This window comes from Paenibacillus sp. JT31N11, from assembly GCF_056269285.1.
This window is the reverse complement of record NZ_JBWDNQ010000002.1, coordinates 1000687-1021595: the sequence shown is the minus strand read 5'-3', so window position 1 is coordinate 1021595 and position 20909 is coordinate 1000687. Positions and strand designations below refer to the sequence as shown.

17 protein-coding genes are annotated in these 20909 nt (G+C 45.3%); 14 read left to right on the top strand and 3 right to left on the bottom strand.

Going from position 1 to position 20909, the window contains the following annotated elements; all coding sequences use genetic code 11:
* The first annotated feature begins 1964 nt into the window (after window positions 1–1964).
* The 6 genes from AC0YNV_RS12505 to AC0YNV_RS12480 all read left to right on the top strand — a co-directional run bounded on the left by AC0YNV_RS12505 (window position 1965) and on the right by AC0YNV_RS12480 (window position 6303).
* Window positions 1965–2141, top strand: a complete 177-nt coding sequence (locus AC0YNV_RS12505; RefSeq protein WP_475768386.1) for a DUF6440 family protein — start codon at window positions 1965–1967, stop codon at window positions 2139–2141.
* Between the two features lie 19 nt (window positions 2142–2160).
* Window positions 2161–2535, top strand: coding sequence for a GntR family transcriptional regulator (locus AC0YNV_RS12500; RefSeq protein WP_475768385.1), 375 nt, complete (start codon window positions 2161–2163; stop codon window positions 2533–2535).
* A gap of 5 nt (window positions 2536–2540) precedes the next feature.
* Complete coding sequence (locus AC0YNV_RS12495; protein WP_475768384.1) at window positions 2541–3401, top strand: ABC transporter ATP-binding protein; 861 nt, start codon at window positions 2541–2543, stop codon at window positions 3399–3401.
* A complete protein-coding gene (locus AC0YNV_RS12490; RefSeq protein WP_475768383.1) occupies window positions 3398–4024 on the top strand; it encodes an ABC-2 transporter permease in 627 nt (208 codons plus the stop codon). The genes AC0YNV_RS12495 and AC0YNV_RS12490 overlap by 4 nt, the downstream gene beginning before the upstream one ends.
* Entirely contained in the window at window positions 4021–4212 is a 192-nt protein-coding gene (locus AC0YNV_RS12485; RefSeq protein WP_475768382.1) for a cysteine-rich KTR domain-containing protein, read from the top strand. The genes AC0YNV_RS12490 and AC0YNV_RS12485 overlap by 4 nt, the downstream gene beginning before the upstream one ends.
* A 75-nt stretch (window positions 4213–4287) precedes the next feature.
* On the top strand, window positions 4288–6303 hold the full coding sequence (locus AC0YNV_RS12480; protein ID WP_475768381.1) for a M13-type metalloendopeptidase: 2016 nt from the start codon (window positions 4288–4290) through the stop codon (window positions 6301–6303).
* Between the two features lie 1060 nt (window positions 6304–7363).
* Here the strand turns inward: AC0YNV_RS12480 and AC0YNV_RS12475 are convergent.
* The 3 genes from AC0YNV_RS12475 to AC0YNV_RS12465 all read right to left on the bottom strand — a co-directional run bounded on the left by AC0YNV_RS12475 (window position 7364) and on the right by AC0YNV_RS12465 (window position 9060).
* A complete protein-coding gene (locus AC0YNV_RS12475; protein WP_475768380.1) occupies window positions 7364–7501 on the bottom strand; it encodes a hypothetical protein in 138 nt (45 codons plus the stop codon).
* Window positions 7502–7603: 102 nt separating this feature from the next.
* Window positions 7604–8368 carry an SDR family NAD(P)-dependent oxidoreductase gene (locus AC0YNV_RS12470; protein ID WP_475768379.1) on the bottom strand — a complete coding sequence of 255 codons (765 nt, stop codon included), beginning with the start codon at window positions 8366–8368 and terminating at the stop codon, window positions 7604–7606.
* A 113-nt stretch (window positions 8369–8481) separates the two neighbouring features.
* Entirely contained in the window at window positions 8482–9060 is a 579-nt protein-coding gene (locus tag AC0YNV_RS12465) for a TetR/AcrR family transcriptional regulator (protein WP_475768378.1), read from the bottom strand.
* Between the two features lie 130 nt (window positions 9061–9190).
* Between AC0YNV_RS12465 and AC0YNV_RS12460 the strand changes: the two genes are divergently transcribed.
* The 8 genes from AC0YNV_RS12460 (at window position 9191) to AC0YNV_RS12425 (ending at window position 20903) form a co-directional block, all read left to right on the top strand.
* The gene (locus AC0YNV_RS12460) at window positions 9191–9607 is read left to right on the top strand and encodes an Rrf2 family transcriptional regulator (protein WP_475768427.1); all 417 of its coding nucleotides are present in this window, start codon (window positions 9191–9193) and stop codon (window positions 9605–9607) included.
* A 190-nt stretch (window positions 9608–9797) separates the two neighbouring features.
* A complete protein-coding gene (locus AC0YNV_RS12455; protein ID WP_475768377.1) occupies window positions 9798–10667 on the top strand; it encodes an SDR family oxidoreductase in 870 nt (289 codons plus the stop codon).
* A 178-nt stretch (window positions 10668–10845) separates the two neighbouring features.
* Window positions 10846–11691 carry a polysaccharide deacetylase family protein gene (locus tag AC0YNV_RS12450; RefSeq protein WP_475768376.1) on the top strand — a complete coding sequence of 282 codons (846 nt, stop codon included), beginning with the start codon at window positions 10846–10848 and terminating at the stop codon, window positions 11689–11691.
* A gap of 321 nt (window positions 11692–12012) precedes the next feature.
* Complete coding sequence (locus AC0YNV_RS12445) at window positions 12013–15954, top strand: pectinesterase family protein (RefSeq protein ID WP_475768375.1); 3942 nt, start codon at window positions 12013–12015, stop codon at window positions 15952–15954.
* Between the two features lie 300 nt (window positions 15955–16254).
* Window positions 16255–17808, top strand: coding sequence for an extracellular solute-binding protein (locus tag AC0YNV_RS12440; RefSeq protein ID WP_475768374.1), 1554 nt, complete (start codon window positions 16255–16257; stop codon window positions 17806–17808).
* Window positions 17809–17912: 104 nt separating this feature from the next.
* Window positions 17913–18869 carry an ABC transporter permease gene (locus tag AC0YNV_RS12435; protein WP_475768373.1) on the top strand — a complete coding sequence of 319 codons (957 nt, stop codon included), beginning with the start codon at window positions 17913–17915 and terminating at the stop codon, window positions 18867–18869.
* Window positions 18869–19744 (top strand): carbohydrate ABC transporter permease, encoded by an 876-nt coding sequence (locus AC0YNV_RS12430; protein WP_475768372.1) that lies wholly within the window; start codon window positions 18869–18871, stop codon window positions 19742–19744. Before AC0YNV_RS12435 ends, AC0YNV_RS12430 begins: the two co-directional genes overlap by 1 nt.
* Window positions 19745–19790: 46 nt before the next feature.
* Window positions 19791–20903 carry a glycoside hydrolase family 88/105 protein gene (locus tag AC0YNV_RS12425; protein ID WP_475768371.1) on the top strand — a complete coding sequence of 371 codons (1113 nt, stop codon included), beginning with the start codon at window positions 19791–19793 and terminating at the stop codon, window positions 20901–20903.
* Window positions 20904–20909: the final 6 nt, after the last annotated feature.

Below are 20909 nucleotides of genomic sequence, written 5' to 3'. Positions count from 1 at the left end.
GTCCCACGGGCACGAACGTTCAATCCCCGGCTATGGCTATCTTACGACCACATAAAAATGAGGTCCACCAGAAAGATCTGGTGACCTCATAATACGAACGGGTACGATAGTGGAGTAGCTACCGCGGCAGATACTCCTATTTTCTTGCAGGAAGTTCAATTATGTAGCGAATAATTCAAGTGAAAAAGCTTATAAATTTATTCGTCAATACTGAGGATGATTGAATTATGAAGTACGTTCTTTTCTTCATAGTCAATGCTGTAGTTGCTTAGTATATCTACGATCAATCATCATTTGTTAAGCCTTTAGTGCAGTCTGTTATCTTAGTCATGTTGGTTTTGGTTATCGATTTGATTAAATACAACAAAAATAAAAGAAAAACTGAATCGAGTTAACGAACACCTATAACGGATCGGTGCTGCTGCCTTTTTACTCTAACGGGTACCTAACTTAACAAAAGACATGTGACTGAAGGAGTTGCTACGGCAGCTCCTTTTGCTTCTTCGCAAAGGCATTAATCAAGAAGTTCCGTTGGGTGTAAGTAGATTGATTGATTTTGGGCTTCCTATTAGGTGGAGTATTTGCGATATAAAGTAAAATTCACATGCAAATTAAATTGGCCCTTACGGTTACAATCTTTTTTGTAATTTCTAGGTACTAACTTTAATGTAGCCGAGTGTTGAACTTACTTTTCACAGTCACCAACTTTAATGTAATTAAGAAGTTGATCAAAAACTCGAAATAGCTTGATATTACTGGATTTTGTAGGTAACAACTACAGTGTCACTGAACAAAAATGTCCGGTTACATTAAAGTTGGAAACTTAACAATAAAGTTGGAACCTTTACATTAAAGTTAGAGCCTGAACAATATTAGTAAGCAACCAGAAGCGTCCCGATGGATTATCCTCGGGACGTTTCTGTACTCAGGAGCATCTATAATGAATTCCATTTGGTGAACGGCTTAATGTCCGCAAGAGTTCACGAACGGCAACCTTTCGTTCAACTAACGGGTACCCATAATGCAAAGACCAGGAACAGATCGCCGCAGCAGGCAACTGTTCCTTTTTCGTTGAAGTAAACGGGCAGGTTAGTTTAATACAACACTACAGTAGTGGGCTATCCGATAAATACTCTCGTGGCTGAGGACGACAATGACATCATTTCACCGAAAGAGATGGAGGTATATGCTGGGGAATCAGCTTTTCGAAGGGTCTTAGAGAATTTGATTCTCAATTCGATAAAGCATAACAACCGGTCCCGTACAAATCTGCTTTGAACAACAACACAGAATGGCTGTATTGACGATCCCTAACGAGGCTAAGGAAATATCCGAAAGTAATGTGATGTTTTTATTTGATCGTTTCTACACGGTTGATCGTACCCGATCTGCCCAAGGAACAGGACTTGGTTGTTCATTACTAAGAGTCTCATGGACAAGATGAACTGAACGCTTATAGAGGAGCTGCACGGGGGAAACTTAAAGATAATCTGCTGTTGTAAATTATGATCTGAGGGTGACATTTTATGACCAATGGCATTAATCGCTAAGCGATAGTTTTATTGAAAGCGACTTGACTTCAGATGAGTCGCTTTTGTTGTCTAAAAAAATTGTTAGAGTCAGCGTGTGAAAGCTACAGGCAACATTTTTTTTCGATAAGTGTAGATAATCAAGGTTAATCCGGTTTCCTGCTTGAACAGGTGGAAATACCTGTAAAAGCCGGTGTGGAAGAGTATCAGAAGGCTGCTTTGAACTAAAGTGCTTAACAAAGCAAGAGTGTCTTATTCTTTTAGTTCCTCCTTTTTATTATTAAATGTCTCTGTCTAAAGATTTTATAAGAAAGTTGACAATTGTAATTGAGTGTACTATATTGTACTTGTTGTATAAGTACAATATAGTACAGGTTGTAGGGATGAATTTTTACCGGAAGACAGTGTTTAAAACGAAAAGTAAGGAGGAGGATTATGAAAAAAGAAACAAGATTTGGAGTAGAGCATATTCAAGCTGAAAGTGCAGTAATGACACAAGTCATTACCGACAAAGAAACTGGAGTGCAATATCTCTTAGCTATATTCCCTAATGTAGGATCAGGGCTTACAGTTTTACTTGATACAGACGGAAAACCTTTACTAAAAAAATAATCTTAAACGGAGTGCTTACATGGAGATTATTATTAGCAGCAATACAAGTAAGCCTATCTACGAACAGATAACATCACAGATCAAAGCTATGATAATGAGTGGTGAACTACAGACTGGTGACCCCATTCCATCTATGCGTTCTATGGCAAAATCTATTCATGTCAGTGTGATTACTGTTCAAAAGGCTTATGAGGATTTGCAGCGGGACGGTTTTATAGAGACTACCGTAGGACGGGGAAGTTTTGTATCGGCACAAAACAAACAATTCTATCAAGAAGAAATCCAGCGCCGGGCTGAGGGACTTTTACAGGAAGCCGCAGATATTGGGCGCACAAATGGTATTCCTGTTGAAAAACTCATCGAGTTATTAAAGCTGTTCTATGTGGAGGAGTAATGGTGATGAACAATGCTTTAACTGTAAATGGACTGACAAAGGCGTATCACGACTTTGTTTTGGACAATGTATCATTTCATGTGCCGCGCGGGTCGATTGTGGGGTTGATTGGTGAAAACGGTGCAGGAAAAAGCACCACAATCAATTCGATTCTTGGATTGAAAAATAAAGATTCCGGCACGGTTACGATTTTCGGCAAGCAGGACCAGGAAATTGATAATGCTGTCCGCAATCAAATTGGCGTTGTTTTTGACGGCAGTAGTTTTCCTGAAGGATTGTCACCTAAAAAGCTAAACAAGGTTTTCCAAAATATTTTTACAGCCTGGGATGAAAAAGGATATTATTCTTTACTAAGTAAATTATCCTTGCCTGCGGACAAAAAGATCAAACAATTTTCCAAAGGAATGAAGATGAAGCTATCTATTGCTGTAGCACTTTCTCACGGTTCCAAGCTTCTGATTTTGGATGAAGCGACCAGCGGACTTGATCCTGTCGTCCGAGATGATATTTTAGATATATTTCTGGAATTTGTACAGGACGAAAGCAACTCCATCCTAGTATCTTCACACATCACAAGTGATTTGGAAAAAGTCGCTGATTATATCGTGTTCATTCATAACGGCAAGGTTATTTTCAACAAACCAAAGGATGAATTGCGATATAAGTACGGGATCATTAAATGTGGTGCGGCACAGTTTGATGCCCTTGACGAACAAGATATAGTCGCTTACCGGAAGCAGGATTATGCCTGGGAAGTATTAGTTGCCGATAAAGATTTGGTGCAAAAAAAATACCCCAATGCAGTGATTGACCGTGCCACAATTGATGATATTATGCTGCTGTATATAAAGGGGGAGCGAAAATGAAGGGGCTTATTCTTAAAGATTTCTATGCAATCCGCGATGGGTTGCTCATCCCCCTGTTAATAATGGTCGTTATTGGAATAGCTCTGTCAGTTTTAAGCTCTCCATGGATTTTGATTGTGATTGCCGGGACTTCGTTTGGCATGATGGCGGTAATGAGCATTCAGAGCGACAAAACGGCGCAGTGGGATAAGTTTTGCGCAACGCTTCCAGTGTCAAGAGTTCAAATCGCTTCAAGCAAATACTGTATGTATATGTTACTTAGCCTGTTGGGAATTGTGGTAGCCTCTATTATTTGTGTTGCTGCTTCAATTATAACATCTGGTTTTGAGTTATCCGCGGTTTATATGAATGTATTCTTTGCACTTATTCTCGCGTTTCTCCCAGCCAGTGTGAATATTCCCTCTTCTTTTTTGCTTGATGGAGAAAAAAGCATTGCCGGAATCATCCTTTCTTATGTAGTTACAGCCGCTGCCTTTGCGGGATTAAGGAAATTGCTGGGCTATTATATGAACATAGAAGAAAATTTGCTATTGGTATACGGTATAGTGGCCGCGATTAGTGTTGTAGCCTATTTGCTCTCATGGATCATATGTCCCAGATGGCTAAGCCGTAAAGAACTATGATGCAAAAATATGAATGGATATTGTGCCCGGTATGCGGTCAAAAAACAAGGATGAAAATGCGGGAAGATACGGAACTGAAAAATTTCCCGTTATTTTGTCCCAAGTGCAAACAGGAAACCTTAATCAATATAGTACAAATGAAAATGTCCGTTATCTCAGAGCCAGACGCTAAGATGCAGAGCCGATAACCGCGGGTACAATCGCAGTTATCGGCTTTCTTTGTATTCATTCATGCAAGAACATTTAATGGAGGAATTAACAAAATGAAAAATAAATCCCGGAATAAGAAACTGACCCTCGTTACTGCCTGTATCATGCTCATATGCCTGCTTGTAATTGCCGTTGTATTTAGGGATTCCCTCTTTTCCAAACCGGAAGGTCCAGCTTCAGTCCGGCCGCAGGATGACCTGTACGCAGCAGTCAATGGTGAATGGTTAGCCTCGACCGAAATTCCCCCTGAAAAAATTTCTGTAGGCGGGCTTGAAGATATTGGCGGCGATGTAGAAGCCCGGCTCATGGCGGATTTTGCCGAAATGTCACCGGACACTGCCACTTCAAGTGGTTTGCCGGAATTTTTGGAATTTTACGATCTAGCCGCAGACTATACCAAGCGAAATGTGGAAGGTGCGGCGCCGCTGCAGCCATACCTGGAACCCATTGATGCGTTGCAAAACCTTTCAGATTTTAACACGGCACTGCCGGATATAATAATCAGCGGCATGTCTCTGCCGCAGATAGCCTCGCCATTGGTGGTCTATGTGCAGCCGGATATGAAGGATGAGCAGCATAACGCACTGTATATGGATATGCCGAAGTTAATCCTGCCTGATGCGGGCTTTTATGATATGCCGGAGGGAGAGAAGCTGCTGGCAAATTATCAGGAAAACTTGCAAAAGCTCTTGGAGATGAGCGGAAGTACACCAGAGGAAGCCGTTCAAATAGCGGAGCAGACGATTGCGTTTGACCGCTTGCTTAAACCGTATTTTAAAACCGCAATGGAAAACAAGGACGCTTCCGCAGGATATAATCCAATGCCGCTTGATGAACTTACCGCAAGCAGCGAATCCATAGACTTCACGGCGCTGGTGTCTACATTGGTGCCAGAGCCTCCCGCATATGTGGTGCTTAGCAATCCGCGTTTTTTCAGCGCATTGGATGAAATTATCAATGAGGACAATTTCCCGTTACTCAAGGGGTGGCTCTACGGGCAAACGGTTTTCGCTGCCGCACCGGCTCTTTCAGAGGAGATGATGGTCACCGCCGATGCCTTTACTATGCTTTTGACGGGTAAAACAGCGATGGACGATCCCCAGACACTGGCTTATCGCTTGGCTTCTGTCCCCTACGACCAGTTAATTGGCGAACACTATGGCCGAATTTACTTCGGCGAAGAAGCTAAGCGCGATCTGACTAAGATGGCGGATAATATCCGCTCGGTGTATACCCGGCGTCTGAAAGCGAATGATTGGCTGAGTGAGGAGACTATCGAGACTGCGATTAAGAAGCTGGAGTCCATGAAAATACACATCGGCTATCCCGAGATGCTCAGCCCGGTGTATTCGCAATTGCATGTCAAAGACGGTACGTTGCTTGATAATTATGTCAGTTTAATGCGACTACTTACGGATGACAATCTACGCAGATGCGGACAGAAGGTAAACCCTGACGAATGGATCCTTCCTGCACACTCTGCTAACGCCGCGTATCATCTACTGAGTAATTCAATCAATTTACCCGCGGCAATCTTGCAAGAACCATTCTATAGCCTGAAGTATTCTCCCAGCCGCAATTATGGCGGCATCGGTGCAATCATCGCCCATGAGATCACCCATGCCTTCGATTCTAACGGAGCAAAGTTTGACCAGTACGGCAGTCTTCGTGACTGGTGGACTGAAGCAGACTACAAGGCCTTTCAGGAGCGTACCCAAGCTATGGTAGTGCTGTTTGACGGTCTGCCGTATGCCGGCGGTAAGGTGAATGGGGAGCTGACTGTAACAGAGAATGTCTCCGACGCCGGCGGCCTTTCCAGCGCATTAGAGGTCGTTCTGGCGCTGCCTGATGCCGATATAAAGGCTTTTTTTGAAAGTTGGGCCACCATTTGGCGACTTAAAGTGACCCCCGAATTTGAGCAATTGTTGCTTGCAAGAGACACCCATGCTCCTTACAAGTTGCGCGCTAACGTACAAATTCAGAACCTTGATGCGTTTTATGAGGTCTTCGATGTACATGAGGGAGATGGGATGTACCTTGAGCCTGAAAAACGTGTGACGGTGTGGTAAAGCAGTTTTGACATCTCGGTCATCATGGCGGGTATCGTTTGTTGCAGAATTTCATCCAAGCTCCTCTACTGTTCAATGCAGAGGAGCAGAAGGCGCTTCTTCATTCTGCTGTTTTTACACAAGGGGCGGGTATCCTTTTACTGGAGCCTTGAACAATGCAAATTTAAAGAAATACTCGTATTCAAATCAAGAACAACTCAGCACCCTTAATCATCATTAATCGTCATTTAACTGGATTCGAAATAATAAGTGGTAATAGTGCACTCGTTAGCGTGTACGTCAAGTCTTTTTTGGCCTTGGCATCCATTATGGTGTGGCTTGCTTAAGTTTGAAGACACGCCCTAATGAATGTACGGAGGAAATTTGAAGAAAATTGGATACATCAGGTATGGAACAGTGGTTTCGCTTTGTCTATAATTGCTGTTTTGGATCTATTTAAAATTCAAGTTGTGGAATTTCCAATTTCCAACTCCAAAAGGACTAATAAGTCGTTAAACTCCCATGAAAATTAAATCTCTGTTACTGTAAAAAGACATTAGTAAAGAAGACGCCGCGCACTCCTTTTTTAAAAAGGGAGCTGCGCCCGAAATGAAGAAGATAGGATTTTGAATAATTAGGAGACTTCCGTTATGGTCACAGAATAACCTAAGTTTTCTAGTCGCCGAACTGCGTACTTTACAATAGATTGTTGCTTCTGTTTGTCAAAATAATCCTCTCCGAGGTCCACGTACATTTCTACACGTGTTAATAGATAGTAGGCAATTCTCAACATAGCATGGGCCACATTTATGGCAGCTCGTTTTTTACTCGGTGATATCCGGATAAATTTGGTCATACTCCCCACTATAGATATTCCGGGACTCAGGGAACATTACAGCAAATATGTGCCGGTTAAATTCAACAGCTTCAGCTCCGACCAATCGTTGATGGGTATGGATGAAATCCGTACCATGCTGGTACGTGGAGGTTTTCTGTCATGAAACTGCTGATTGTCGGTGGGCATGGAATGGTAGGAGATATACTGTTCGTTATTTTCGGATGGAACAAGGGTTTGAAGTCGTCAATACGGCCCGTACGAAGCGCCATTCCGCAGGCTGAAGAGAAGAGACAGGAGTATAGAGACGGCCCGCGGACCGTCCCTCAGCAACCAGCCTTCGCCCGGCATGACCGCCTTGGTCACAACAAGCCTGGGCGGCACTTTTGTGCCGCCCTTATCGATCTACAATAGCAGCCAATCGAATACAGGTAATCGTCCTTTTCTTATGCCTCCCCTATTTCAGATGGAATTGGTATGTATGGATTACCAAGGAAGCGTGTTTTCAAGGAAGAAAAAGGAGCCGGTTGGACCATCCTCAGGCAATGTTGCCGCCATTATGCTCGTACGGCTGCCTTCCACTTCATCAATATCCGCTGCACTTCCACCAATTCTGGTGCTGACCCAACCCGGATGAATGGAATTAACTTTAATCGGTGTGCCCCTGAGTTCCGCTGCCAAATGTATGGTGAAAGCGTTAAGCGCTGTTTTGGATGCGTTATACGCAAAGGTCTTCACGGAATAAAGGGGTTGGTCAGGATTCGCCTGCAGGGAGAGTGATCCCAATATGCTGGACAGGTTGACAATACGTCCGGCATCAGATTTGCGAATCAATGGCAAAAGAATCTGTGTCAGATCAATTTGAGCAAAGAAGTTGGCATCAAATGTATCCCGCAAAACCTTCGATGACAGGGTACTTGTCCGGTTGATAACCTCGATGGACGCACTTTCCTGATCCAGCAAAATCCCTGCATTGTTAATCAGGATATCCAGCTTGCCATAGTTCTCATTCAAGTATTGATAAGCTGCCACATTATCTTCATGCACAGTGACATCGAGTTTAATACTTTCGACTTTGAACCCTTCTTGTTTAAATTGTTGAGCGGCTTCCATCCCTTTTTGAGCATCACGCGCACCGATTACTACCGCAGCTCCTAATTGAGCCAGACCGCGAACCGTTTCCAATCCAATTCCCCGGGCTCCGCCCGTTACCAATGCCACTTTACCGTTTAAATCCTGTGTTGTTGTCATATCTAAATCGTCTCCTTTAATTTTAATAGTATGTGGGTGGGGGATGAAATTTCTTGACGATAAGTGCAATTTTTACGGGAATGATCATTCTCTTATGCTTAAAAAAAAACGATTTACTTTTTTAAAATCTTTATAAATATGGCGGCTCTATCGTAAAGCTTTTCTTTGCTGATCGATGTCCGTGCCAGTACTCTTAGTCCCAATAGCGTATTTTGCATGGACGCCGCCAGATCTTCGGCATCATAATCCGTTGAGAATTCATCGTTCTGCTGTCCCCACTGAATAATAGATGCGAGCAGCTGTTCTTCCTTTGCAAAGCCCGTAATGGCCTTGGCATCAGTAACAGCATCACGTGCGCCCAGCTCAACTGCTGCATTTACAAACAGACAACCCGTAGGGGTATTGTCGGTTTCATCGATGGTGTACTTGAAAATGAAACGTATAGCTTGATCAGCCGTTTCAGCTTTTTTAATTCCTGTCTCAAGATTTTTGTCCATAATTTCTCCATAACGGTCCATAGCCTTGAGAAACAATGCGTGTTTGTCGCTGAAGGTATCATACAGGCTTCTTCTATGAATTCCCATATGTTCAACAAGATCAGCCATGGATGTTTTTTCGTAGCCCTGTTCCCAGAAGAGCTGCATGGCCTTATGAAGAACTGCATTCTCGTCATATTCTTTGCTTCTTGCCATTCAAATTCACCTCCCGAAGTCATCTTATCATTACGGGAACGATTAGTGAAGAATGATTTTAAAATGACTGGTATGAATCTTGACATAACAATTGGTAGTAACTATAATGGTTACAACGGTGGTGATTACCTTGAAACAAATTAGCACGCGTTTTTCGATGGCTGTTCATATCCTTTCCCTGATTGCTGTCAATGTGAACGAATTGACCGGGGACTACATTGCAGGTAGTGTGAATACAAATCCTGTGGTAATCCGAAGAATTATGGGGATGTTAAAAAAAGCGGGGCTAGTGGAAATACGTCCTGGGGTAGGTGGCGCTTCTCTTCTTAAAGAGTCTGAGGAAATTACGCTTCTTGATATATATCGCGCTGTTAATGTGATTGAAGATAACCAATTATTCCGTGTTCATGAAGAACCGAATATAGAATGCCAGGTCGGCCGGAATATCGAGACCGTTCTCCGAGCCGAATTGTATGAGGCTCAATCCGCTATGGAACAGAGGTTGGCACAAACGACATTGAGTCAACTCACTTCAAGATTCACTTAAATGAGAGCTCCCATAAGAGAGCTTTTATTTAAATATAAGAGATATAAAATTTGACCTATACGTTGCTTATATTTTTGGGGAAGAAACTAACTTTGCCGCCAAAAGACGGCGAAGCCGTTTCTTCTTATATAAACATGTTGTAACCTATACGGTTATAACCAAATTGATTCACATTAGGAGGAATGCGAAGATGAAAATCTTGGTGACAGGCGCAACAGGGAAATTGGGAACAAAAGTAGTTGAAACGCTGCTGAAATCAGTACCCGCTAGTCAATTAGCGGTCAGCGTTCGCGACCCGGAAAAAGCAGCAGGACTGCAAGCCCGGGGAGTAGAAGTTCGGCATGGGGATTTTGACCGCCCGGAAACATTGGATTCCGCCTTTGCGGGTATCGACCGGCTCTTAATCATATCAGCAGATGGGGACAACGAGACAAGAATTCGCCAACATACTGATGCGGCAGCAGCGGCACATCGGGCGCAAGTTGGATTCATTGCCTATACCAGTGCAGTAAATGCGAGTGAAAGCAAGCTGTCCCTTGCTCTCGTACACCGTGTCACGGAAGAAGCCATTATTAAAACGGGAATTCCGTACTCCTTCCTGAGAAACAACTGGTACTTGGAGAATGAGATCGGGAGCATTCAAGGAGTGTTGGCAGGAGCGCCGTGGGTGACATCTGCTGGTAAAGGCAAGACTGGCTGGGCTTCACGTCAGGATTACGCGGAGGCAGCGGCAGCAGTATTGGCGCAAGAGGGGCACGAGAATACGATCTATGAGCTTTCTGGCAAACTGTTGACTCAAGAAGAACTGGTGTCTGTTATTGGAGCCGTATTAGGTAAAGAAGTATCTGTGCAGCAAGTCGATGATGCCCAGTATGCCGAAATCATGAAAAGCGCGGGCGTGCCAGAATTCGTCATCCCTATTCTCGTGGGTATCCAGCAGGGCATCCGGGAAGGCACACTTGAGATCGAAAGCAGTGATTTGGAAAAGCTGCTCGATCGTCCAGCTACGCCAATCAGGGAGGCACTGACCCAAATCATTAACGGAATCTCTCAAGCTTAATAATTGAATTCCATTAGAAAACCGTCCTTTCGCTAAGTGAGGGCGGTTTTTTTCTATGGGATTTCGGCGGAAAACTTGAAATTAACGCATCATTAATTCTTCATTCTGTATAATTTATGGGCAATAACAACAACCTAAATGACAGGAAAAAATTTAAAAACGGGGGCTGCACAACTACATGAAACTAAATTGGCTCATTCCATTTCTTGTCGTTCTATCTATAGGTTCTGGTTGTACACAAAGAAGTATAGATCAAAAAGCGCCGCAGCCTGAACCGCGCAGCCTGACTGAGCAATCCAAAACACAATTACAGTCTGCGACACCTGATCTATTGGATGGGTCGGAGCAAAAAATCCGTCAACCCCATTCCCTCTCTCTATCGGATTTGCGAAATAAGTACCAAAGTACATTTCTGCTAAATGGTTCTGCAAAAAAACGTGAAGTCGCTTTGACATTCGACGATGCGCCTGATGCTGATTTCACCCCGCAAATACTTGATGTTTTGAAAAAAGCGGGAGTCAAAGCAACATTTTTTGTGATTGGAAACCGGGCTGAATCACACCCCGATATCATGAAACGCATTGTTCAGGATGGCCATTTAATTGGTAATCATTCCTACAATCACGCGAATCTCCCGAAATTGTCCGACGCCGAGTTTAGGTATCAAATTAATAAAACGGATCAGCTTATTCGTCAATTCACCGGATTTACTCCGAAAATTGTCAGGCCGCCTTATGGAAATATAAGTGAGAGACAAATCCAGTGGTTAGCGAGTCAGCACAAAAAAATTGTGAATTGGAACGTAGATTCTCTGGATTGGAAAGGTTTAAAGGCCGAACAGGTAGAGGGGAATATCCTTGCCCATGTGTACCCGGGATCCATTATTTTGCAGCATGCTGCCGGTGGAACGGGTGAGGATCTATCGGGAACGGTAAAGGCCCTGCCAAACATTATTAGCAAGCTTAAAAACGATGGGGTCAAGTTGGTTACGATTACCGAATTACTGAATATCCCCGCCAAATAAACAGGGTACAGAGGATACCGAATGTCTGGGCGATCATGGCCCGGTAAGTTCAGCCATTCACGGTGAGTGGCTGAGAAGATTCGTTCAAATGTGAGGATTAGGCTCTTTAAGTAGTCTTGACTCAAAAATCCGGGTATTTAAGCGGTGTCATTAGTCCAGATCGTAATCATCATTACAGATCGTATATCAATAGAGCTTCTACATGAGCTAATGATTGTATCCGTAACCATGCGGGAAATGTACAGTGAAAGTGGAGTAAAGGTGCAGAAATAATATAAGGTTTTGCCGACGTCAAAAAAATTCAATACAAGGAGAATTAAGATGAAGATGTATAAAAAACCAACAATGATAATGTTAGCGCTTACAGTTATGTTGGTATCAGTCATGTTCCTTACAGGATTGCGTACGTCCGCCGAGGAGAATGACCCGCCTGAAGACAGCATCGATTCCGGGCTTATCTATGACTATCTTGTAGATAGCTCGCTTCCGGCAGATATTCCCGAAGAGAAAAAATTTAGAACGCTGCAGGCGGCTTATGCAGCCGCGCCGGCAGGGACGGCAGACAATCCGACAGTGATTGGCCTGAAGCCGGACGTCTACCAAATTACGGGAACGGCTACCGAGCCGGGACTGACCATTACTAAAGACTATATAACCTTGCTTGGACTTACCGACGATAGAGGTAAAGTCGTGCTCGCCGACAATCGCGGTAATAAGCAAGGAGCCGGTACGGAGACGACTTCCAATAACGGTTATGTCGTCATTGTAAGAGCAACCGGATTCACAGCCAAGAACCTTACATTCCTTAACTATACGAACATAGATTATGAATATCCGGGCGATCCGGGCAAAAACCTGACGAAGCGGTCGAATGTAGAAACACAGGCAGTGGCGCTGCAAGCGTCTGGTGACAAGCACACCTATATGAATGTTGCTTTCCTCAGCAGATTAGACACACTCTTCTTGCAGACTACGCGTGCCTATTGCAAGAATTGTTATCTGGAGGGTACTGCGGATTTTCTTGGAGGCGGAACAATCAGTGTCTGGGAAGACTCTGAGATTGCTTTTCCGGATGGTTATGGACCTGTAATGGCGGCATCAGGCATTGTCTTCATTAATACGAAATTCACGTCAGATCGAGGCGTGGGCTTCTATAAAGGATTCTCGAATCCGGTTGCGCTGATCAACAGCACGCTGCCTGTATTCACCCCAACAACGCCTAACGTATGGGGAACTACGACCCCGATCGTCAGAAATAATTTATATTCTCTTACGTACAACACGAAGGATACCGCCGGTAACAGAGCGGAATTTGTAGATAGCCTTAATGGCGAGCCTGCCAATCATACATCGAGAGAATTATCGGATGAGGAAGCGTTAGCCTTCAACCCATGGAATCTGCTCCGCGCAACGCCAACGGGTGTCGCAGACGATTGGGATCCAGCGGGCCTTAAAGAGCAATACGCAGACCAGGGCGACTTAATCTACAGAATGGCGATCACAAGCGGAACGCAATCGATTCGAACGGGTGGAGAAGGCGCTGTCCTTAAAGCCTCCGTATCACCCGCAAGAGCGCCTGACAAGACAATTACATGGTCTACGGATTCAGACCTGATCTCTTTAAGCAGCAGCACAGGAGAGGAAATCGTTGTAACCGGCCGGAATACGACAGAACAAGCCGAGTATGTCACGGTCAGAGCAACTGCAGCTAACGGTTTTTATGTTACGGCGCATATTTATGTTGAGCCGGAGTATATTGATCCGCCGACGTTCGTTGAAAAGCCGATTTTAAATGCACCGGCAAACGGCAAAGTAAGTCTCAATTATTCGATGGATCTGGGCAAGAAGGAGGATCAATCGGTCATTACATGGTACATTAGCGACGATGCTGCAGGAACAAATTCAAGAGCAGTCGCCATGAGCAGAGGGAATTTGCCCTTGAAGGAGTACACGCTTACTCCGGGTGATGCTGGAAAATATATTCGTGCAGGCGTTGAGCCCAAGCACTCGATCAGTAATCCGGGCCCAGCGGAATACGCCATGTCCGCCGCACCGATCCGGGAGGCAGACATCCCATCGATGAACGTTTCTCCTAACTTCCGAAACTTCGTCACAACAACAAACGCGGAATACACCAGCGGTTTGTGGACCGTTGCCGGCAACTGGACATCGGCAGCGGGGGCGAATCTGGTACATGGCTATGGGGTTAGAGCGGCTTCGCAGGGAGCGGCGCTGTACTATCAGCAGGATGCCAAGTTTGGAGATATGCAAATCAATGCGGTGCTGTCGCCTGAGAAGATTGAAGGTCAAGGCTTTGGAAGCCCTGGCTCTGGCAGCGACGAACCACTCGTACAGAAATCGGATATCTTTATTAAATACGATCCGCGTACAAAGACCGGATACTCGTTGAGGTTCTGGAGAACAACACAATCCGGACAGAAAGTCATGTTCCAGCTTTATAAGATCGACAATGGTATAGGCCGACCTATTAGCGACACACAAGTATTAACAGGCGTTCTCAAGCCAAACACGTATATCAATCTCGCAATAACAGGAAATACCTTTACGGTAAGCGCCTATAACGATGTGGATGACGAGGTATTATCCCTCGCGGAAACGATTGCTCCGAATGATTTTGGCGGGGCGGGCGTGCAATGGTCTGGAACCGTTTCGAACGGAAACAGCAATGTGTACAGCCGCTTTGATATATCCTACCCCGGGACAGATCCGGGCACGCCGACAGATCCGGGCACGCCGACAGATCCGGGCACGCCGACAGATCCGGGCACGCCGACAGATCCGGGCACGCCGACAGATCCGGGCACGCCGACAGATCCAGGCACGCCGACAGATCCGGGCACGCCGACAGATCCAGGCACGCCGACAGATCCGGGCACGCCGACAGATCCAGGCACGCCGACAGATCCGGGCACGCCAACAGATCCGGGCACGCCGACAGATCCGGGCACGCCAATAAACCCTGACACTCCGGTGAATCCTGTAAATCAGAGTAGCGAAGCGGATGTTATGGTCAATGGGAAAGCTGAACATATAGGAACAGTAACGACGACATCTGAGAACAATCGTACAACGGCAGCGATAGTCATTAACTCTGAGGAACTGCATGCTGTCCTTGAAAGAGCAGGCCAGCATGCAATCATTGAGATATCAACGAATTTGAGCTCTGATTCTGTTAGTGGAGAATTTACCGGCCAATCAGTCCAAATCATGGAGCAGAAACAGGCAGCAGTGAAAATAAAGACTCCGAATGCGACTTATACGCTGCCTGCACAGCAGATTAACATTGACAAGCTATCAGAACAATTTGGTGCAGGCGTAAGGCTCGAAGATATAAAAGTACAAATCAAGATAGCGGCACCGACGGCAGCAGCGATGGAAATCGTTGAGAATTCAGCGGCTAAAGGAGAATTCAGCATCATCGTTTCCCCGCTGGACTTCACGGTGAGAGCTTCTTACGGGGATACCGCAATTGAAGTGGCCAGATTCAATGCTTATGTGGAACGTACAATTGCTGTACCGGAGGGTACTGATACAGGAAAAATCACAACGGGTGTTGTTATTGAGCCTGACGGAACGGTTCGGCATGTACCCACCAAGGTTGTTAGGATTGACGGCAAGAATTTTATAAAAATAAACAGCCTGACAAACAGCACTTACACTGTAGTCTGGCACCCGGTTGAGTTTAAGGATGTCGCAAGTCATTGGGCTAAAAATGCCGTTAATGATCTGGGGTCGCGAATGGTGATCCAGGGGGGCGGCGACGATCTGTTTAATCCGAATCTGGAGATTACACGGGCAGAATTTACAGCGATTCTCGTTCGAGGATTGGGCTTGAAGCCGGAAAGCGGAGCCGGTACGTTCTCGGATGTAAAAACATCGGATTGGTTCAGCGACGCGGTTCAAACGGCAGACGCTTTTAACCTGATCAGTGGGTATGAAGATGGTACTTTCCGCCCGATGGATAAAATCACCCGGGAACAAGCGATGGCAATCATCGCTAATGCAATGAACGTTACCGGCCTGAAAGCAACGCTTCCATCCAGAGCAGCAGAAGAATTGCTTCTTCCGTTCGCAGATGCCAATAAGGCCTCCGAATGGGCGATGGACGGTATTTATGGCAGCTTGCAGGCAGGAATCGTTATGGGCAGAAGCAGCGGGGAGCTCGCTCCGGAAGCTTACATCACCAGAGCAGAGGCTGCCATCCTTGTTCAGAGACTTCTTCAGAAATCCAACCTGATTTAAATCTGCCAGGACAAAAGGTTATCCTTCAAGCAATAAGCTGCTTGCGGGGTAACCTTTTTTCAAACCATCGTGAAAAAGGCGATAGAAAGAGCATTCTTAATCCTGCAGGGGAAACAATTATGCTGAAAGAAAAGCCGCCGTAAGGTCTTGATATATGGAGGTGTCATTAGCACAGATCATAATCATGGGTACAGATCGTGCATCAAACCGTCTTCAAATGAACTAATGATTGTATCTGAAACGCTGCAGATGAATGTACAGTGAAGTTGCACAAAACTAATAATACGGAGGTCAAGCAAAATGAAGAGAAAAGGTTTAGCGTTATTGCTTAGCATGATTATGATCTGCAGCATCGTTCTGTCCGCGTGCTCCGGCAAAGGTGCGGAGAACACGAGTGCACCAGCTGCAGGAGAGTCACCGGCCGGGAACGATGCAGCTGCAACGGATGTGGTTGAACCGGAAGCGCCAACGGAAATCACAATTATGCTTCCATTGAATACACCAGAGACGCCGCCGGACAGGATTAAGAATGAAGTAGAGAAGCTGACCAATACGAAGCTTACTTATCAATTCTTTCCGGCAGATGCGTATGAGGAAAAATTGAACACCGCGTTTGCAACCGGATCGCTGCCGCAGGTCACATATTTGAAGAATCAAGCCAGCTTTATTTTATTTAAAGATGCCATTCGTGATGGACAGTTCTGGGAAATCGGCCCGTATCTCCAAGAGTTTCCAAACCTCGGCAAATTAAAGGAAATCATTCTAAACAATACGAAGGTAGACGGAAAAATCTACTCGTTGTATCTAGGAAGAGAATTAGCGCGTCAAGGTATGATCTACCGCAAGGATTGGGCGGACAAATTAAGCTTGAAGGCTCCCGCCAATGTGGATGAATATTTTGAGATGCTGAGGGCGTTTACCGAAGATGATCCCGATGGCAATAACAAGGACGATACCGTCGGCTTGACGGATCGTAATGATCTGATCTACGGCGCTTTCAAAACAGCTGCTGCATGGTTCGGTACGCCGAATAATTGGGGCGAGCAGGAAGGTAAACTGCTGCCTGAGTTCATGTTCCCGGAATATATCGAAACGATGGACTACTTCGCCAAGATCCGGGATGCGGGATACATGAATAAGGACTTTGCTGCAACGAGTAAAACCGACCAGGTTAATATGTTCCAGGCAGGAACAGCAGGTACTTATATCGGTTCGATGGCAGATGTGAACGGTTTGTTCAATAATCTGGTCAAGAACGTTCCTACAGCTGAAGTTGACGTTCAAAGCCACATTAATGGACCTAAAGGCACATTTGGCAGCTGGACCATTCCCGGCTACAACAATGTTGTTTTGTTCCCGAAATCGGCCATCAAGGATGAAGCCGAATTAAAGAAAATATTAGCGTTCTTCGATAAAATGATGACACCTGAAGTTGCAAATATGATGTACTGGGGCATTGAGAATGAACATTATACCATCGTTGACGGTCGTGCGAAAGATGGAGACGACCCGGACAAGAACATTAGAGAAGTGAAAGGCTATAAGGACAGCGTGATCGGTGAGCCTGAAACAAATGGCCGATACGAGCCTTATTACACGCTTGACGCCGCTAATAAAGCCGTACAATTATCGAAGGAAAATGAAGGCTTCATGATCAATGATCCGACAACAACTCTGGATTCTGCAACTTATACGGAGCAAGGTGTACAGCTTCAGCAAATTATTACAGATGCTACTTATAAATATATTTACAGGAGCATTGATGCAGCCGGATTTCAAGCGGCTATCAAGGATTGGAGAGAACGCGGCGGCGATAAAATCATTGAAGAATATAACGCAGCTTATAAGAAATGAGAGCAGGGCAAAACCGGTAATGAGGTGTAGTCAAGCGGAAGAGATTGTGGATTGAACAATCTCTTCCGAATCGTTAATTCTGTCTGAAGAAAGGAAGAACGATCATGCAAGACTCAGCAGTTCAAACTGCGCAAGCCTATGTGCCAAAACCCGGCAGCAGCGAGCTAAAGAAACGGATCTGGAAAAACAAGCTGCTGTATATCATGATCGCCCCCGGTCTGATTTATTTTGTTTTATTTAAATATTTACCGATGTACGGGTTGATTATCTCGTTTCAGGACTATAAGCCCTTCAAGGGGATAACCGGAAGTGAATGGGTGGGCTTCAAGCATTTTGAAAGATTGTTCACCGAGCCGGATTTCATCAACATTCTATTGAATACGCTTATTTTGTTTGGGATGAATCTGATCTTCTTCTTCCCGATTCCGATAATTCTGGCTTTAATGCTGAATGAGGTCCGAATATCTTATCTAAAACGAACGATTCAAACGATCATTTACATTCCTCATTTTATGTCATGGGTCATTATTGTATCGATCAGCTTCGTTATGCTCACGATGGACGGCGGACTGATCAATGAGCTTCTCGTCTATTTTGGCTTTAATGAAGTGAACTTCCTGCTAAGCTTGGAATGGTTTAGACCCGTGTACATTCTACAAGTAATCTGGCGGGAGGCAGGGTGGGGGACGATTATATATTTAGCAGCCATTGCAGCAGTAGATTTGCAGTTGTATGAAGCAGCCCGCATTGATGGCGCCGGCCGGTTTCGGCAAATTTGGCATATTACATTGCCGGCTATCCGGAGCGTGGTTGTCTTGTTATTGATTCTGAAAATAGGCGACGTTCTTGAACTCGGCTTTGAGCATGTCTATTTATTGTTAAATACGATGAACCGCGGTGTTGCAGAAATAATAGATACCTACGTATTTACGGCTGGATTAAGACAGCAGCAGTTCAGCTATAGTGCCGCAATTGGCGCTTTCAAATCGATTGTCGGGCTTATTTTGATTGCAGCCGCAAACAGATTGGCCAAAAAAATGGGGGAAGAGGGTATCTACTAATGGTCGAAGATACTTCATTCCGGGGACGATTGTTCTCTTCCGTTAATCTTGCCATCCTGATCCTGATTGCCTTGATTATGATTCTGCCGTTCATCCATATCATCGCAGGCTCGTTCACAACCTCTGCAGAGCTATCGGTCAGGAGGTTTGTACTTATCCCAACGCGGTGGAGTCTCGATGCTTACCGCTTTATCTTCTCCACGAGCACCATCGCTAAGGCATTGGGAGTTTCCGCCGGGGTTACCGCTGCCGGAACGGCATTCAGCATGTTCATTACTTCGTTAATGGCTTACGGACTTGCGCGTAAAGATGTGGATGGCAGAAACATGATCATGTTCCTTGTCGTCTTTACGATGCTGTTTAATGGGGGCTTGATTCCAACCTTCCTGGTCGTGAAAGAACTGGGCTTAATCGATTCTTATTGGGCACTCATTGTTCCGGTTACGGTAAATGCCTTCAATATGGTAATACTCAAAAACTTTTTCCAAAACATACCTGAAGGTCTTGAAGAGTCGGCGAAAATTGATGGCTGCAACGACTTTGGCATCTTTTTTCGAATTGTGCTGCCGTTATCCTTGCCCGCGATAGCGACGATTTCACTTTTCTACGCGGTGACCTATTGGAACACTTATCTTTCAGCCATTCTGTATTTGAATGATAATGCCAAATGGCCCATACAGATCCTGCTGCGGCAGATTGTTATTCTCGCCAGCGGTATGAATAGCGATTCATCCATGGATAGCGAAGTCCCGCCACCGGATCAGGCCATTAAGATGGCGGTTATTGTTGTAGCCACCCTCCCGATCCTGCTTGTCTATCCATTCCTGCAAAAGCATTTTGCCAAAGGCGCACTGCTCGGTTCGGTTAAAGGATAGTCAATGGCTGGCTTACGAAAATAAAGCATGAAGGAGAGATATTGGAATGATTAATCAAGCAGAGCACGGCAGGAGGATTCAACGAACCCCTCTGGAATGGGCAGAGGCAGCCTGCAATTCTTTAATGAACCGATATTCACCGATGCAGTTGCCGCCGGCTAACCGCTGGCATTATCATCAGGGTGTGTTCCTGTGCGGGATGCTGCAATTATGGCAGAAAAATCATGACCAACGTTATTTGCTGTATGTGAAAACGTATGCGGACCTGCTGATTGATGAATATGGCAATTTCTACTTTCAACGTGACGAACTGGATGCGATACAGGCTGGGCTTATTCTGTTCACGCTGGATGAACAATTCGGAGAAGCGCATTACCGGTTGGCGGCAGCTAAATTACGGCAGCTTTTCCATACCTTCAATCTGACTTCCGAGGGCGGATTTTGGCATAAAGATAAGTATCCATACCAAATGTGGCTGGACGGTTTATATATGGGCGGAGTTTTCGCCGTGAAGTATGCGAGACATTATAACGCTTCCGAATTAGTGGATCAAACGTTGAAACAGGAAAAGCTGATGAGAACGCATATGCAGGATCCGCGGACGGGATTGTACTATCATGCCTGGGATGAGCGCCGTCTCATGCCGTGGGCTGACCCGGAAACCGGCTGTTCACCGGAATTCTGGGGGAGATCGGTCGGCTGGTATGCCATTGCCATTGTTGACTTGATGGATGATTTGCCCGCAGGGCATCCCGCAACCGCCGAGTTAACCGGACATATTCGCGATCTACTGTATAGCTTGATCCGTTATCAGGATAAAGCCAGCGGTATGTGGCATCAGGTAATAGACAAGGGCAGCCGCCCCGACAACTGGTTGGAGTCATCCTGCACAAGTCTGTTTGTCTATGCGATTGCCAAGGCAATCAAACATGGTTATGTGGATGACGATTGCCGGTCTGCTGCTATCGCAGGGTATGAGGGATTAATTCATTCCCTCTATGAGGATGAGCAAGGTCTTGTCATGCCGGGCATTTGCGTGGGGACCTCTGCGGGCGACTATACCCATTATGTGACAAGGGAAACCAGCGGGAATGATCTGCACGGAGCCGGTGCGCTCATCATGGCGTGCTGTGAAATGGATGGTCTTGTCCAGGCTTAATAATCA

Excerpts from the sequence above, each read along its gene's own strand:
- AC0YNV_RS12505 (WP_475768386.1), top strand. The coding sequence starts at position 1,965 with ATGAAAAAAGAAACAAGATTTGGAGTAGAGCATATTCAAGCTGAAAGT.
- AC0YNV_RS12500 (WP_475768385.1), top strand. The coding sequence starts at position 2,161 with ATGGAGATTATTATTAGCAGCAATACAAGTAAGCCTATCTACGAACAG.
- AC0YNV_RS12495 (WP_475768384.1), top strand. The coding sequence starts at position 2,541 with ATGAACAATGCTTTAACTGTAAATGGACTGACAAAGGCGTATCACGAC.
- AC0YNV_RS12490 (WP_475768383.1), top strand. The coding sequence starts at position 3,398 with ATGAAGGGGCTTATTCTTAAAGATTTCTATGCAATCCGCGATGGGTTG.
- AC0YNV_RS12485 (WP_475768382.1), top strand. The coding sequence starts at position 4,021 with ATGATGCAAAAATATGAATGGATATTGTGCCCGGTATGCGGTCAAAAA.
- AC0YNV_RS12480 (WP_475768381.1), top strand. The coding sequence starts at position 4,288 with ATGAAAAATAAATCCCGGAATAAGAAACTGACCCTCGTTACTGCCTGT.
- AC0YNV_RS12470 (WP_475768379.1), bottom strand. The coding sequence starts at position 8,368 with ATGACAACAACACAGGATTTAAACGGTAAAGTGGCATTGGTAACGGGC.
- AC0YNV_RS12465 (WP_475768378.1), bottom strand. The coding sequence starts at position 9,060 with ATGGCAAGAAGCAAAGAATATGACGAGAATGCAGTTCTTCATAAGGCC.
- AC0YNV_RS12455 (WP_475768377.1), top strand. The coding sequence starts at position 9,798 with ATGAAAATCTTGGTGACAGGCGCAACAGGGAAATTGGGAACAAAAGTA.
- AC0YNV_RS12450 (WP_475768376.1), top strand. The coding sequence starts at position 10,846 with ATGAAACTAAATTGGCTCATTCCATTTCTTGTCGTTCTATCTATAGGT.
- AC0YNV_RS12445 (WP_475768375.1), top strand. The coding sequence starts at position 12,013 with ATGAAGATGTATAAAAAACCAACAATGATAATGTTAGCGCTTACAGTT.
- AC0YNV_RS12440 (WP_475768374.1), top strand. The coding sequence starts at position 16,255 with ATGAAGAGAAAAGGTTTAGCGTTATTGCTTAGCATGATTATGATCTGC.
- AC0YNV_RS12435 (WP_475768373.1), top strand. The coding sequence starts at position 17,913 with ATGCAAGACTCAGCAGTTCAAACTGCGCAAGCCTATGTGCCAAAACCC.
- AC0YNV_RS12430 (WP_475768372.1), top strand. The coding sequence starts at position 18,869 with ATGGTCGAAGATACTTCATTCCGGGGACGATTGTTCTCTTCCGTTAAT.
- AC0YNV_RS12425 (WP_475768371.1), top strand. The coding sequence starts at position 19,791 with ATGATTAATCAAGCAGAGCACGGCAGGAGGATTCAACGAACCCCTCTG.